Below are 14977 nucleotides of genomic sequence, written 5' to 3'. Positions count from 1 at the left end.
TTTTCAGCTGGCCAGTGACATGAACAATAAGTGACGTGAATAATGAGTGACGTGAATAACCCCGATGATCTGATTTCCATTATCCGCTTCCTGCGCCAGCAACATGTCCTGACGCTGTGCGCTGGCAGCGGTATGGACATGTGGTGCGCCAACTGTTTTTATGTCTTTGATGAAGCAAAAATGGCACTTTATCTGATGACAGAAAAGCACACTCGCCACGGCGAGCTGATGCAGATAAACCCGCAGATTGTTGGGACTATTGCCACCCAACCGCGTACCGTGGCATTGATAAAAGGCATTCAATATCGCGGCGAAATAACCGAATTGACGGGGGACGCCGAACACCTCGCCCGCCAGCGCTATTGCCGCCGTTTCCCGGTGGCTAAAGTCGCCTCCGCCCCTCTCTGGCAGCTCAATCTACTGGAGATCAAAATGACTAATAATACCCTTGGTTTTGGCAAAAAACTGTATTGGTATGCCCCTCGCCCTTGAGGCTCACTCTGTGGGCTAGCAGAAATGCTGTTCAAATCGGTTCCCGACCGATTTGTTATTCGTTTGCCGCCTACCTGCAAAACTCCAATGACTTTGAGCATGGTCTCTTCGCTATGTCATAGTTTCTTCGCTATGTCATAGTGTTTCTGGTATTTATTATTCATAACAATCGATTTGATGATTATCTCCATGTTGGGGTGGCGCTAGCGTTTTTATCAGGAGGGTGGATGGCGAAGGTACTATTACTGGGGGCAAGTGGTTTGGTCGGGGGCGAATTACTGCGCATGCTTCGCTTGGATGCCCGTGTGACATCTATTATTGCACCAACTCGTAAGCCATTGCCTGCTATGAATAAACTGATTAATCCGCAAGGCGAGAATATCGGCGAGTTGTTAAAAAATCTCAATGAGCCGGTGGATTTGGTCTTTTGCTGTCTGGGCACTACCCGCCAGCAAGCGGGCAGTCAGGCGGCGTTTCGTCAGGTGGATTATAGATTGGTGTTGGCGGCCGGTGAAACCGGTTTGCGGCTCGGAGCACGGCATTTCCTGTTGGTGAGTGCGGTGGGGGCGAATCCGAACTCATGGTTGTTTTATAACCGCACCAAAGGCGAGGCTGAGCGGGATTTACAAACTCAGGGCTGGCCACAACTCACTTTCGCCCGGCCTTCCATGCTGGCGGGTCAGCGCCCGACACCGCGATTAATGGAAAGTCTCAGCGCCCCTTTGTTTGCCTTATTACCTGATAAATGGCGCTTAATTAAAGCTAAAGATGTGGCGCAGGCGCTGCTGGATCACGCTTTTGCTCCGCCAAAGCCGGGTGTGACAATCTTAACTTCCGCCCAAATGCAGCCGCATTAATTATTATAAGTTAATCCTCTGATTATCTTGAGCAATCGTGATTCCAGCGGGCAGTGTGTTGTCGAGCGCCCAGGCATCCAACTGGTGGCTGACGTGGGTCAGTAAAGTGGTTTTGGGCTTCAGTAACTCACTGATGGCGAGCGCCATGGTCACATCATTATGATTACGTGGCGCTGGCTCCTGTGGCGGATGGCTGCAATCTTGCACCAGCAAATCAATGTTTTTACTGGCTAAAAACAGTGCGCTATCCGCCGGTAACCCAATGGTGTCGGTCAAATAGGCAATAGTGCGGTTAGGGCTTTGCAATAAATAGCCAAAAGTGATTTTTGAGTGATTGAGGGGCACGGGTGTAACCCGTAAATCACCAAATTGAATCGGGTGAAATGCCCTTAATGGCGGCTGAAAAGCCAGTATTCCTGGGTGCTTATACAGATCGTCACAGCCGTCAGGATCCGCAGGGCCGTATACCGGGATCGCATTTGTGCACCCCCAACGTAACGGAAATAACCCCTGAACGTGATCTATGTGGTAATGTGTAAGCAAAAAACGCTGAATTCCCCCCGCAGCAAATTGCTGATCCAGTGTCGGCAACCCTGCATCAATCAAAGTCGTTTCCCCCTGATAACGCAACATCGCACAGCAAGGCTGACGGCGCAGCGCGGGCTGCACTCTGGCTTTGATGCAAACCACACACTCACAGCCAAACACCGGCACCTGTTGGGCGCATCCGGTTCCTAACAATGTCAGTTCCATGGTTGGCTCTCTTTGGTATTGTCTGGTGACGGACTCATTGCCAGTAATTGCTGGAAGTGTTCCAGCGTGTGGTGCAGTTCGCCGTCATTGCAAAGTTGCAGGCAGTTAACCGGCAACTGTTGCTGATAATGTTGTGCCCGCTGTAAACGCGCCTCGATTTGCTCACTGTTTTCACGGCCACGTTGCTGCAAGCGTTGGGCTAAAATAGCCGGCGAAACGGTCAGACACAGCGGCAGTAATTGGTGGTGATAGCGCCGCAGAGCTTCAGGTAAAAAAGCGCGGGAGCCATTCACCACCACATCCAGCCCGCGTTGCAGCCAGATATCAATCTCAATTCCCACCCCATAATGATGCTGATGTGCTTGCCAAAACAGTGCGAATAACCCCTGTTCGGTGCGCAAGAAAAACTCCTGTTCACTCAGCGCAATATGATTTTCAGCGCCCGCGTGGGCCTCGCGGGTAATATAGCGGTGCGCCACCAGCATATTGGCGGGCATTGCTGCTCGTAGTGCGGACAGCAGGCAATCCTTACCGGCACCGGAAGCGCCCATTAGATAGATTAAGCGCGCCATCAAAACACCGGTATTCCTTGCCGCCAGACATTTTGCACGTAAACATGTTGACCCTGCGGGCCATCATAGGTGCGAGCTAAGATCAAATCCGCGCGTTTTCCCTCGGCAATCACACCGCGATCCTCCAGCCCCAAGGCTCGGGCCGGGTTACGTGTCACCAGATTGACCGCTTGCGGCAAAGTGAAGCTGTTGGTCGAATCCTGCGCGATACGGAATGCCGCATCCAGCAAGCTGGCGGGGTAATAATCGGAAGACAAAATATCCAATACGCCCAGTGTAGCCAGTTGGTGCGCCGCCACATTGCCGGAATGGGAGCCACCGCGCACAATATTGGGCGCACCCATCAAAACCTGTAATCCATGCTGGTGCGAAGCCTTGGCCGCCACTTCGGTGGTGGGGAATTCGGCAATCACACTGCCCAGTGCCTGTGATTCCGCCACATGTTCGGCGGTGGCATCGTCATGGCTGGCGAGCGCAATCCCGCGTTCGCGGCAATGAGCGGCAATGGCTTGCCGGTTTTGCCCTGACCAGCGGGCTGACAGGCTGATTTGCTCTTCTTCAAATTCCGCCATTTGCATGTCGTTAAGGTGATATTTACCCTGATAATATTCACGGTACTTGGCTCGTGAAGCAAACTGGCGCTGACCCGGCGAGTGATCCATCAGAGACACCAATGAAAGCTCTGGCTGCATCATCAGTTCTTCAAACAGGGGCAAGGTGCTGTCATGGGGTAATTCACAACGCAAATGAATCCGGTGTTCAGCTCGATTCAATCCTGCTCGCTGACTCTCTACTACCGCATTAATCATTTTTTGCAGATTATCCAGCCGATGACCGCCATCGCGCACATCACCAACCGCCACCGCATCCAACACCGTGGTGATGCCGCTGGCTACCATCAGTGCATCGTGACTACTCATCGCCGAATGCGCGGGCCAATCGACATTGGGGCGCGGGGTGAAAAACTTGTCGAGATTATCGGTATGCAGCTCGATCAACCCCGGCAATAACCAGCTATTTTGTCCATCAAGAGCCGCTGAAAGTTGTGTCGGACGATCACTGAAACTGCGGATCTTGCCATGATGGATTTCCAGTGATCCGCTAACCACCTGATCCTCGAGAATAAGATTAACGTTATTGAGGATCATGATGGGATCTCCGTGCTGACATGAGAGGGCGGTGGTGTCATGGTAAGTAGGCGGTCACTGACACGGTTACGGACACTTTCATCGTGGAAAATCCCCACAATCGCTGCTCCGCGCTGTTTGGCTTCATCAATCAAGCTAACCACCGCCGCGCTATTGGCGCTGTCCAGTGAGGCGGTCGGCTCATCCAGCAGCAAAATAGGGTAATCGACAATAAAACCACGGGCGATATTGACCCGCTGTTGCTCGCCGCCGGAAAAGGTGGAGGGGGCCAGATCCCACAATCGCGGCGGCACATTGAGGCGAGTTAATAAATCTTGCGCCCGCTGTTGACAGCTTTGCCGATCAACCCCCAGCTCCAGCAAGGGTTGCATCACCACATTCAATGCACTGATCCGCGGGATCACCCGCAGGAATTGGCTCACCCAGCCGACAGTATGACGGCGTACCGCCATAATTTGCCGGGCTTCTGCGCTCACCATATCCAGCCATTCTCCCTGATGTTTCACCCAGATATGGCCGCTGTCGGGTAAATAATTGGCATATAAGGAGCGCAGTAAGGTCGATTTTCCGCTGCCGGAATGGCCGTGTAGCACCACACATTCGCCGCTGCTGACTTCCAATGAAGTGTGATGCAGCACTGGTAGGCGAATGCCGTGCTGATGGTGTAACACAAAGGTTTTACTGAGATTTTCAACTCTTAGCTGTAGGGCGTTAATGGGTAACTGTAAGGGTTTCATAGGCAGTTGCACGGAGTTCATAGTCAGCTCTCAATCAGTTTTGCAGCACGGATGAAACCAGTAATTGGGTATAAGGGTGGTGAGGGTCATCCAGCACCCGGTCAGTTAAGCCGCTTTCAATAACCCGGCCCTCTTTCATCACCAGCAGGCGGTTAGCCAATAGGCGGGCGACCCCCAAGTCATGGGTGACAATCACCACTGCCAGCTGCATTTCCACCACCAGATTGCGCAGTAAATCCAGTAGCCGTGCTTGTACCGACACATCCAAACCGCCAGTGGGTTCATCCATAAACACCAACTTTGGATGAGTCACCAGATTGCGCGCAATTTGTAACCGCTGTTGCATCCCGCCGGAGAAGGTGGTGGGCAGGTCATCCAGACGGGATAATGGGATCTCAACATCTTCCAGCCAGCGGCCTGCTTGTTGGCGAATTTCACCATAATGGCGCTGGCCGATAGCCATCAGCCGTTCGCCAATATTGCCGCCTGCCGAGACTTGTGGCCGCAATCCATCAAGCGGATGTTGATGAACCACGCCCCATTCAGTGCGCAGTAAACGGCGGCGTTGGCTTTCGGCCATCTGATATAAATCAAGCGCTTGCTGTGCATCAGGGCGATAAATAATTTGCCCCTGTTGCGGTGCCAGGCGAGCTGAAATGGATTTCAGCAAGGTGGTTTTGCCCGAGCCGGACTCCCCGACAATCCCTAATACTTCGCCGGGATACAGTTGGAAAGAGACATCGCTGAACCCCTTACCCGGCGCATACAAATGGGTGAGATTTTCTACCGACAATAGCGGACAGGCGGCGGTGGATGTTAAAATAGCGGCTTCTGAAATCATGGGATATTTACCTCTGGTGCCGCGGCCTCAGCCAATTGTTGCTGGCAATAATCAGTATCCGAGCAAACAAACATTCGGCTGCCTTTATCATCCATCACCACTTCATCAAGATAACTGTGGCGCGAGCCGCACAGGGCGCAAGGGTCATCCCATTGCTGCACGGTGAACGGGTGGTCGTCGAAATCCAAACTTTCCACTTTGGTGAACGGTGGCAGGGCATACAGGCGTTTTTCCCGACCGGCACCAAACAGTTGCAGCGCGGGCATCATGTGCATCTTGGGGTTATCAAATTTCGGAATCGGCGACGGGTCCATCACGTAGCGGTCATTCACTTTCACCGGATAGGCATAGGTGGTGGCGATATGGCCGTAGCGGGCAATGTCTTCATACAGTTTCACTTGCATCACGCCATATTCCTCCAGCGCATGCATTTTGCGAGTTTCAGTTTCGCGTGGCTCAATAAAGCGCAGTGGCTCAGGAATAGGCACTTGATAGATAAGAATTTGATCTTCAGTTAGCGGGGTTTCTGGAATGCGGTGCCGGGTTTGGATCAAGGTGGCGTCAGTGGTTTTTTCCGTGGTGGCGACCCCGCTGACCCGCTGGAAGAAGCGGCGGATCGACACTGCGTTGGTGGTGTCATCAGCCCCTTGGTCAATCACTTTCAGCACGTCGTAACGGCCAATCAAACAAGCGGTTAGCTGAATTCCACCGGTGCCCCAGCCATAGGGCATCGGCATTTCACGCCCGCCAAATGGCACCTGATAACCGGGGATAGCCACGGCTTTGAGCAGCGCGCGGCGCAGAGTGCGCTTGGTTTGCTCATCCAGATAACCCAGATTGTAACCGGCGAGGATTTCAGTCATGGCGCGGCTCCTGTTGTTCTGTAGCTGCGGATAAATGCTCACGCCGCAGGCGTTTGAGCAACGCCAGTTCGGCCTGGAAATCCACGTAATGGGGCAGTTTGAGGTGCGAGACAAAACCAGCGGCTTCGACGTTATCGGCATGGGATAAGACAAATTCTTCATCCTGCGCCGGGCTGGCGACATCTTCGGCGTATTCCCGGCTTTGCAGGGCGCGATCCATCAGTGCTATCGACATGGCTTTGCGCTCTCCACGGCCAAACACCAGCCCATAACCGCGGGTAAAGTGCGGCGGCTCTGACTCTGGGCTGACAAAACCATTCACCATTTCGCATTCAGTTAGCAGGATTTCGCCGATATCAAGGGCAAATCCCAGTTCTTCCGGCTCAATTGAAACCGTCAGGAAGCCGGTGCGGATCTCGGCGGCGAATGGGTGAGTGCGGCCATAGCCGCGCTGAGTGGAATACCCCAGCGCCAGCAGGAAACCCTCATCACCACGCACCAGTTGTTGCAGCCGTGCCGAGCGGTTGCACGGGTAAACCGGGGGATGGCGAGTGATATCTTCCGGCGGAGTGCCGTCATCCAACTCCACCTGCGCTAATTGTTCTTGTGCCAATAAATCAAATACATGAGCGCAATTATCTTGCGATAAATCTTCTGATGATGCTTCCCGGCCATGGGGAGCACGTGGTGCTTCGCCTTCAGCCAGCAGGGTGAAATCCAGTAGCCGGTGGGTGTAATCGTAAGTCGGGCCAAGCACTTGCCCGCCGGGCAAATCTTTGTAAATGGCGGAGATGCGCCGCTCCAGCCGCATATTGCCGGTGGTCAGCGGTTGGCTGACCGCCAGACGCGGTAAGGTGGTGCGGTAGGCGCGCAGCAGGAAAATCGCCTCCACCAAATCACCGCTGGCCTGTTTGATGGCCAATGCCGCTAATTCGCGATCATAGATGCCGCCCTCGGTCATCACCCGATCCACTGCCAGCCCGAGTTGTTGCTCAATCTGTTCGCAATCGACTGCCGGGATCTGTGTAGCGCCACGGCGCTGGTATTCCAGTAATTGATGGGCGGCGGCAATCGCTTTTTCGCCCCCTTTGACGGCAACGTACATCAGCACACCTCCACATGAGTCGTGCGTGGGATTGCCATCAGGTTCTCGCCACAGGTCAGTAGAAAATCGATGCCCGCAGGGAATGCGGCGGGGCGGTTAAGCAAGTCATTCAGTACCGCAGAGGGCAATTGCGGCGCGACCATGCGGTCATGTTCAATGCCCGGCCCGCGTAGGCGTAGAGGGACACCCAGATGCAGATTTTCGAGCTGAATAATGACCGTGGTGGAGTGCTCCGGCGACAGTTCATTGCCCGCTGGGCAGCTCGCCAGCAGCTCTGCTGTTATCTCATGATCAAATAAGGCAAAACGGGATGTGCTGATACTGGTTGTCAGCGGCGCTCCGCAATGAAAACGTATATTCTGTTGCACGGCATCATTGTTGAGCGGTTCATCCAGGTAGAGCGGCGTTTCCTGATCAACCAGGGTCAGCAGGATGCTGGTGGTAGCGGGATTTAATGGCTGCCAGCCGCTGCTATGGGGCAGTGAAACGACAACTCCCGGTTCGCTTAATGCCTTGAGAATACGGCGAAAAGCGTGCTGGGCTTCATCAACCGGCTGGTCGAAATGGGTTAATAAGCTCATTAATCCTCTCCTCGCACTAAGGTGAAAAAATCAACTTTGCTGGTGGCGATAGCGCGGGCGCGTAATTCCCGCCGCTCTTGCTGTATCGCCGCCAGCGGGTGAATCACGGTTTTTAGCAGCAATTCACTCAGGCCAGCGGGTTTTCCATGAATGCAGGAAATCTGCAATAACGCATCCAACACGGCGCAAAGTTCTGCATGGGGCTTATTGCGCCCGGCAATGTAGCTGTAGCCGTAGATATCTGCGCTGTCGTTGAGTTTGATCACTGCGCGAGTGATAGTCATATCGCCCAGAATAAACCGGCGGCCAGTGCCCCCCATCCGTGCTTGTAATTGGTTTAAGCCAATCTCGGGGGCGCGAATCACCTGATATTGCGGTGATAGATTCAAAGGTTGCCAGTGGGCAAGCAGTTGTGCTGGTTGGCTGTGGGCTAACACTGACATCCAGCCCTGCCGCGTGCTCGAGGTACTTTCCATTTAGTGCTCCATGGTCAGTTCAATCATGTCAGCGCGGGTCAGACTGACGGAGTACTCCGCCACCTGCTGGCTATCAACACGAATATTCAAGGTGCGCACACACAGCAGTGGGGCGTGGGTGGCGATTTCGAGCAAGCGGCTCTCTTTGGCTTGAGCACGGCGTGCGCTGATGCGAGTTTGGCTACGGCTTAATGGCTGTTGTAGATGTTGGGTGATGAATTGATGCAGTGAGCCGGAGTTAAACTGCTGCAACGCGGGCCACCAATTTAGATCAGGTAGGTAGTGATCAATAACGCAGACCGGAACACCATTGACTCGCCGTAAGGTGCGTAAATGAATCACTGTCGTCCCTTCATCCAGTGACAGGGCTTTGGCGACATGCTCAATACAGGGGCGTAAAACCGCGAGTAAGCGCTCACTGGTGGGGTCACTGCCCTGATCTAGCAAGTTTTGGCTAAAACGCGCATTAGCATGCAGCGGATAGTCATAAGGGCGCATCAACACCAAAATGCCGATGCCCTGCCGGCGTTGCAGCCAGCCGCGCTCGACCAGTTCATCGACGGCGCGGCGCAGAGTATGGCGATTCACCTGATAGCGCTCGGCCAATTGTTGTTCGGAGGGCAGATAATCCCCGCAGCGGTAAGCGCCGCGTAATTCCTGCTCTAACTGGGCCGCAATTTGTTGATAGCGGGTGGGATAACTGGTCGGTGGTCTAGATAAGTGCATGGCAAATAACCCTTCTCTGTGCATCCACACTCCAGACAGGCATCCACACTGAAGCAACAAAAGTCACAATATTGATGAGCAGGTGGCGGAGTGTCATGGTGATAACCCGTAAGTTTTCTCACCGCTATGCTGGCGATTTTTAATGACAGTAGGGTTAAGCTGAGATGGCGGAATGATGAAGTTTTTCGGGGTTGATAACGCGATTTTCGCAGGAGAAAGTGTATTTGGGGGATATTAAGAGGAAAGATGGGGTGCCATTCTGGGCTCGGGCAGTGCGCAGAATGGCTACAATAAATTACCGCAGATGATGAATAACTTGGTTACCACTACCGCGCCAGATAAGTGAAGGGTCTTTGAGATCTTGCACAAATTTGCCATCGACCAGCACATTAATTAAATCAACCACTTGCTGCTGTTCGGTGCTCAGTTCAGCCAGTTGGTAGCCAGTCCAGAGCCAGATATCTTTGCCGTCGCACTCTTGGCGCACACGTTTTACCAGTTGCAGAATGGCGGACAGGTTTTGCGGATGCAGTGGATCACCGCCGGAAAGGGATAGCCCTTGTCGGCGGATACGGGAGTCATTCAGATCCGTAATGATCCTATCTTCCATTTCTTGGGTAAAGGGTTTACCCGAATTCAGTCGCCAGGTGCTTTTGTTATAACAGCCCACACACTCGTGCACACAGCCGGAGACAAATAGCGTGCAGCGGGTGCCGGGGCCGTTGATAACATCGACTGGATAATATTGGTGATAATTCAATGTGATAATCAGCCCAGTTGTCCGTTTGCCAAATGCTTAACGCGGCGCTTCACTTCTTCTTGCTTACCGGCATTGAATGGCCGTGCATCTGGGCTGCCCAAATAGCCGCACACCCGACGGGTGACGGACACTTTTGAAGGCTCATGATTACCACATTTCGGACAGGTAAAGCCCTTGCTGGTGCAGGAGAATTCGCCGGTAAAGCCGCATTCATAGCACTCATCAATCGGCGTGTTGGTGCCGTAATAAGGCACGCGGCTGTAACTGTAATCCCAGACATCCTCCAGCGCCCTGAGGTTATGCTGCAAGTTCGGGTATTCGCCGTAACAGATGAAACCGCCGTTAGCCAATGGTGGGTAAGGTGCTTCGAAATCCAGTTTGTCATACGGGTTAACTTTCTTTTCAACATCCAGATGGAAGCTGTTGGTGTAATAACCTTTGTCGGTGACACCCTCGACCACGCCAAATTCTGCGGTATCCAGGCGGCAGAAGCGGTCACACAGGTTTTCACTCGGCGTACTGTATAAGCTAAAGGCGTAGCCGGTTTCTTCTTTCCAGTTATCAGTGGCTTGTCTCATGCGTTCGACGATAGCCACGCCTTTTTCACGTAATTTTTGGTCATCAAAGACATGCGCATGATGGCCAAACAGGGCATTAACTGTTTCATGAATACCAATGAAGCCCAGAGAGATAGATGCACGGCCATTTTTAAATATTTCTGAAATATTATCATCTGCTTGCAAGCGCACCCCACAGGCTCCCTCCATATAAAGGATAGGTGCCACGCGGGCTTTGATCCCTTCCAGACGCGCAATGCGGGTCATCAAGGCTTTCTTGGCTAACAACAGGCGCTCATCCAGCAATTGCCAGAATTTCGCCTCATCGCCTTGGGCTTCCAATGCAATACGCGGCAGGTTAAGGCTGATAACCCCCAGATTGTTACGGCCATCATGAATCTGCTGGCCATCTTCCTCATACACCCCCAAGAAGCTGCGGCAGCCCATCGGGGTTTTGAACGAGCCGGTGACTTTAACCACTTGATCATAATTGAGAATATCTGGATACATGCGCTTGGTTGCACACTCCAGCGCCAACTGTTTGATATCGTAGTTGGCATCGCCAAACTTATGATTCAGCCCATCGCGGATAGCAAAGACCAGTTTCGGGAACACCGCGGTTTTGCGATTTTTGCCCAAACCGGCGATGCGATTACGCAGAATCGCCTGCTGAATCATGCGCGATTGCCAACTGGTGCCCAACCCAAAGCCGAAAGTGACAAACGGCGTTTGACCATTAGCGGTATGCAAGGTATTGACTTCATATTCCAGTGATTGGAAGGCGTCATAACACTCTTTTTCAGTGCGCGACATAGCATAACTGGCGGCATCCGGAATTTGCCACTCTTCGGCCACAGCTTTATGTTTATTAAAGCTTTCTGTGACAAATGGCGCGAGGACTTCATCAATACGGTTGATGGTTGTGCCGCCATAAATATGGCTGGCGACCTGCGCAATAATCTGTGCGGTCACGGCGGTGGCGGTAGAAATGGATTTCGGCGGCTCAATTTCCGCGTTACCCATTTTAAAACCTTGGGTCAGCATGCCATTGAGGTCAATCAGCATGCAGTTAAACATGGGGAAGAATGGCGCGTAATCTAAATCGTGATAATGAATCTCACCACGTTCATGCGCCAGCACCACATCGCGTGGCAAAATATGTTGTTTGGCGTAATGTTTCGCGACAATACCTGCCAGCAGATCCCGCTGAGTGGGGATGACTTTGCTATCTTTATTGGCATTTTCGTTCAGCAGCGCTTGGTTACTTTGCTCGACCAAACCGCGGATTTCCTGATTCAGGCGACCACGTAGTTCGCGCGAGATATCCCGGTCGTGGCGATACTCGATATAGGCTCGGGCGAGCTGCTTGTATTGACCGGCCATCAGTTGATTTTCTACCGCAGTTTGGATGTCGCGGATATCAACTTTTGGCTGGTTTTCCATCGTCTGAGCGACCACACGAGCAACAGTTGCACAATAATCTGCGTCGACCACGCCAGCCGCCAAAGCTGCGCGCTCAACAGCTTCCTTGATTCGCACCTCATCAAAAGGTACCTGACAACCGTCCCGTTTAATCACTACTGTTTTCACAATGTCGCTCCTGTATCCTGCCGCGTAGGATTATCAACAATACAATCTTATCCACAAGGCAACCCGCAGCACATAAGGGCTGCGAGGGGGTGTGGATGATTTTGTGGATAACTACTACATATAGGTGTTTCACTCAACATAAGCACTATATATAGGTGGTGATAAACAAGTTTGACTTAGGACAAAGAAAACGGCGTTAGCTTACTCCCTGCTCAGGGTGCCGTAAAATAGACGTTTTATGCGGGTTTTGCACCAAGCAGGGCCGTGTGCAAATTTAGTATAAATTTGATACTCCACTGTGCGGGTGATAGCTTATCGCACTATGAGCGGCGGGACCCTGACAGTGAGTACTGCGTCATCTATAACTATGATGGGCAAACTGTGGAAATACTGGCTTTTGTCAGTATGAAACAAGATTTGGAAAGGGTTCTTTACCGCTACCTGATGTTTCGATAGCATCCTGCCCCCGGTTTTGCCGGGAACTGAATGACCTTGGTTGTCCTATAAAGTGCTACCCCATAAAATGTTCCGCTAACTCAAGATCCCGCCGCGTAAACTCTCTCACAATCTTCCCATTCTCCATCATGGCTGCGCGCTCGGACATATGTGCAACCACATCACTGTCGTGACTGACTAACAAATAGGTCATGCCGTGTTCGCGTTTCAAGTGATTGAGTAAATTGAGAATTTCCGCCTGAACTGACATATCTAATGCTGAGGTCGGCTCATCCAGCAGCAATAATTTGGGCCGCAATAACAGGGCGCGGGCGATAGCAATCCGCTGGCGCTGGCCGCCGGAGAATTGATGAGGGTAGCGCTGTGCCGCCGAAGCCGGTAGGCCCACTTGCTCTAAAGCCTGATCAATTCGCTGCTGAATATGTTGCTCGCCATGAATCTTTAGCGGCTCACCCAGTGTACGCTGAATATTATGCTGGGGATGGAGAGAAGCATAAGGGTCTTGGAATACCATCTGCACCTCTTTGCGCAGTTGGCCGGTAAAACGGTGCCCGGGTTGTAAAGGTTGGCCCAGCAAGGTTATCTCGCCTTGCCACTCGCGCTGCAAACCCGCCAGAGTGCGTAACACGGTAGATTTACCACAGCCAGATGCGCCGATCAGACTGAAAGTCTCACCCTCTTCAACGCTAAAACTGACCGATTCAACCGCCGTTTTTAGCTGATTCTTCTGGGCAAAACTGACCTGCAAATTGTTGACTTCAATCAGTGCCACGGGAACCTCCAGAGAAATCAGCATTGCGATCTAATACTGGTAAATCAGTGCCATAGGTGCTGGCATTGGGGCGGCAGGCCCACAAAGTATGGGTATAAGGGTGAGTTGAGTAGGGTAAGTCAGCCGCCGCGCCTTGATCCACCAATTTCCCCTGATACATCACCAACACCCGATGGCAATGCTCGGCGACGAGCGGAAGGTCGTGGCTTATCAGCAACAAACTCATATTGCGCTGCTCAGTCTGCTCGACAATCAACTCCAATATTTGGTTGCGTAGTTTGGCATCCAATGCGGAAGTAGGTTCATCAGCAATCAATACCCGTGGGTTATTCACCAAAGCGATGGCTAACATCGCTCGTTGACCCATGCCACCCGAAAGTTGGCCGGGGTAGCTGTGATAGGCACTGGCATTTAATCCCACCGAGGCGAGCGCATTTAATACCCGCTCGCGTGTATCTGCACCAGAAAGCGCATTATGCAGCAGCAGAGATTCTTCAATTTGTTTCCCCACGGTGCGTACCGGATTCAGCGCATAGCGCGGGTCTTGCAGCACCATGGCAATTTCACTGCCACGTAATGCGCCCCATTGCTTCGGTTTCAGTTGCAATAAATCGTGTTCGATAACTTGGCCAGAATTGCCCTGTTCGTTGGTGTTATCAGCATAATAACTCAGCTTTTTAGCACTGACTTTGCCCGGTGCTCGCACTAACCCCATCAACGCTCTGGCGGTAATGGATTTGCCCGAACCGGATTCCCCCACCAGTGCCACCCGCTCGTGGCCGAGCTGGAATGAAATATTATCCACCACCCGCTGTTGTTGAAAATCGACACATAAATTGTCGACCACAAAAATTTTATCAGTCATGGTGAGGGTCCAAAATATCGCGCAGGCCGTCGCCTAACAGATTAAATGCCATACTGCTCAGTAAGATAGCGCAGCCCGGAATGGCAGCAATCCACCATTGGTCAAAAATAACCTGCATACCGTCGGCGACCATGGAGCCCCATTCAGACATCGGCGGGCGGGCACCTAACCCGAGGAAACCTAGCCCTGCCGCCGCCAGGATGATTCCGGCTAAATCCAATGCCAGCCGCACCACTGCCGAGGGGAGGCACATAGGCAGAATATGGCCCCACAGCAACCGCAACCCTTTGATTCCCATCATTTCAGCAGCGGCCAGATAATCACTTTTACGCAGTAATTGAATCTCGGCTCTGGCCTGACGAGCATAGGCCGGCCAGGTAGTTAGCGCCAATGCCAGTGCGCCGTTAATCAAACCGGGGCCGAGCATGGCGACGAAGGCAAAAGCCAAAATCAGCCGTGGCATTGACATCACTACATCAGTGACGCGCATTAGAATGCGTTCGAGCCAGCCGCCGTAGTAGCCGGAAAGCACCCCGACCAGCAAACCTAGCGGCAGGGTTATCACGGTCACCAGCAGCACCAGCCCCAGCGTTGGGCGCGTTCCGTAAATCAGGCGCGACAACATATCGCGGCCATAGCTGTCAGTCCCCAGCCAGTGGCCGCTACCCGGCGGTAGCAGGCGGTCAGCCGCGTTCTGCCAGTTGGGATCAAAGGGCGCTAGCCACGGGGCGAAAATCGCGATGAACACCAGCGAGGAGAGAATAAACAGCCCGATGCTGGTGGAGGGCGAACGTTTCAGCGCATGGAGGAATTTTGTCATTGGCAT

Annotated in this window: 17 protein-coding genes; 2 read left to right on the top strand and 15 right to left on the bottom strand. The window is 52.7% G+C overall.

The features are described from left to right. The first annotated feature begins 42 nt into the window (after positions 1–42). Both DX162_RS03620 and DX162_RS03615 read left to right on the top strand, forming a co-directional pair. A complete protein-coding gene (locus DX162_RS03620) occupies positions 43–492 on the top strand; it encodes a YhbP family protein (RefSeq protein WP_004389256.1) in 450 nt (149 codons plus the stop codon). A 227-nt stretch (positions 493–719) separates the two neighbouring features. Further along, positions 720–1349, top strand: a complete 630-nt coding sequence (locus DX162_RS03615) for a Rossmann-fold NAD(P)-binding domain-containing protein (protein WP_032819282.1) — start codon at positions 720–722, stop codon at positions 1347–1349. Positions 1350–1352: 3 nt separating this feature from the next. Here the strand turns inward: DX162_RS03615 and phnP are convergent, their stop codons facing one another. The 15 genes from phnP to DX162_RS03535 form a co-directional block, all read right to left on the bottom strand. After that, positions 1353–2102, bottom strand: a complete 750-nt coding sequence (gene phnP, locus DX162_RS03610; protein WP_032819283.1) for a phosphonate metabolism protein PhnP — start codon at positions 2100–2102, stop codon at positions 1353–1355. Next, positions 2093–2674 carry a ribose 1,5-bisphosphokinase gene (gene phnN / locus DX162_RS03605; protein ID WP_032819285.1) on the bottom strand — a complete coding sequence of 194 codons (582 nt, stop codon included), beginning with the start codon at positions 2672–2674 and terminating at the stop codon, positions 2093–2095. The genes phnP and phnN overlap by 10 nt, the downstream gene beginning before the upstream one ends. Continuing rightward, positions 2674–3822: an alpha-D-ribose 1-methylphosphonate 5-triphosphate diphosphatase gene (phnM, locus tag DX162_RS03600; protein WP_115155838.1), complete on the bottom strand. Its 1149-nt coding sequence runs from the start codon at positions 3820–3822 to the stop codon at positions 2674–2676. The genes phnN and phnM overlap by 1 nt, the downstream gene beginning before the upstream one ends. Next, positions 3819–4538, bottom strand: a complete 720-nt coding sequence (gene phnL, locus DX162_RS03595; protein WP_032819356.1) for a phosphonate C-P lyase system protein PhnL — start codon at positions 4536–4538, stop codon at positions 3819–3821. The genes phnM and phnL overlap by 4 nt, the downstream gene beginning before the upstream one ends. 55 nt (positions 4539–4593) lie before the next feature. Beyond that, complete coding sequence (gene phnK, locus DX162_RS03590) at positions 4594–5400, bottom strand: phosphonate C-P lyase system protein PhnK (RefSeq protein ID WP_032819289.1); 807 nt, start codon at positions 5398–5400, stop codon at positions 4594–4596. Further along, on the bottom strand, positions 5397–6263 hold the full coding sequence (locus DX162_RS03585) for an alpha-D-ribose 1-methylphosphonate 5-phosphate C-P-lyase PhnJ (RefSeq protein ID WP_032819292.1): 867 nt from the start codon (positions 6261–6263) through the stop codon (positions 5397–5399). Before DX162_RS03585 ends, phnK begins: the two co-directional genes overlap by 4 nt. Beyond that, positions 6256–7368 carry a carbon-phosphorus lyase complex subunit gene (locus DX162_RS03580; protein WP_004389265.1) on the bottom strand — a complete coding sequence of 371 codons (1113 nt, stop codon included), beginning with the start codon at positions 7366–7368 and terminating at the stop codon, positions 6256–6258. The genes DX162_RS03585 and DX162_RS03580 overlap by 8 nt, the downstream gene beginning before the upstream one ends. Then, a complete protein-coding gene (gene phnH / locus DX162_RS03575) occupies positions 7368–7949 on the bottom strand; it encodes a phosphonate C-P lyase system protein PhnH (RefSeq protein WP_032819293.1) in 582 nt (193 codons plus the stop codon). The genes DX162_RS03580 and phnH overlap by 1 nt, the downstream gene beginning before the upstream one ends. Next, complete coding sequence (gene phnG / locus DX162_RS03570; RefSeq protein WP_032819295.1) at positions 7949–8425, bottom strand: phosphonate C-P lyase system protein PhnG; 477 nt, start codon at positions 8423–8425, stop codon at positions 7949–7951. Before phnG ends, phnH begins: the two co-directional genes overlap by 1 nt. Beyond that, positions 8426–9151, bottom strand: coding sequence for a phosphonate metabolism transcriptional regulator PhnF (gene phnF, locus DX162_RS03565; protein ID WP_032819358.1), 726 nt, complete (start codon positions 9149–9151; stop codon positions 8426–8428). 295 nt (positions 9152–9446) lie between these two features. After that, on the bottom strand, positions 9447–9911 hold the full coding sequence (gene nrdG, locus DX162_RS03560) for an anaerobic ribonucleoside-triphosphate reductase-activating protein (protein WP_004389267.1): 465 nt from the start codon (positions 9909–9911) through the stop codon (positions 9447–9449). Positions 9912–9919: 8 nt separating this feature from the next. Next, on the bottom strand, positions 9920–12058 hold the full coding sequence (gene nrdD, locus DX162_RS03555) for an anaerobic ribonucleoside-triphosphate reductase (RefSeq protein ID WP_004389268.1): 2139 nt from the start codon (positions 12056–12058) through the stop codon (positions 9920–9922). A gap of 511 nt (positions 12059–12569) precedes the next feature. Then, the gene (locus DX162_RS03545; RefSeq protein WP_032819297.1) at positions 12570–13286 is read right to left on the bottom strand and encodes an ABC transporter ATP-binding protein; all 717 of its coding nucleotides are present in this window, start codon (positions 13284–13286) and stop codon (positions 12570–12572) included. Continuing rightward, on the bottom strand, positions 13273–14151 hold the full coding sequence (locus DX162_RS03540) for an ABC transporter ATP-binding protein (RefSeq protein WP_032819299.1): 879 nt from the start codon (positions 14149–14151) through the stop codon (positions 13273–13275). Before DX162_RS03540 ends, DX162_RS03545 begins: the two co-directional genes overlap by 14 nt. Continuing rightward, entirely contained in the window at positions 14144–14977 is an 834-nt protein-coding gene (locus tag DX162_RS03535) for an ABC transporter permease (protein WP_004389271.1), read from the bottom strand. Before DX162_RS03535 ends, DX162_RS03540 begins: the two co-directional genes overlap by 8 nt.

Source organism: Yersinia kristensenii (assembly GCF_900460525.1).
Classification (GTDB): domain Bacteria; phylum Pseudomonadota; class Gammaproteobacteria; order Enterobacterales; family Enterobacteriaceae; genus Yersinia; species Yersinia kristensenii.
Note: the sequence above shows the minus strand (reverse complement) of the source record. Positions and strands in the feature narration are given on the sequence as shown.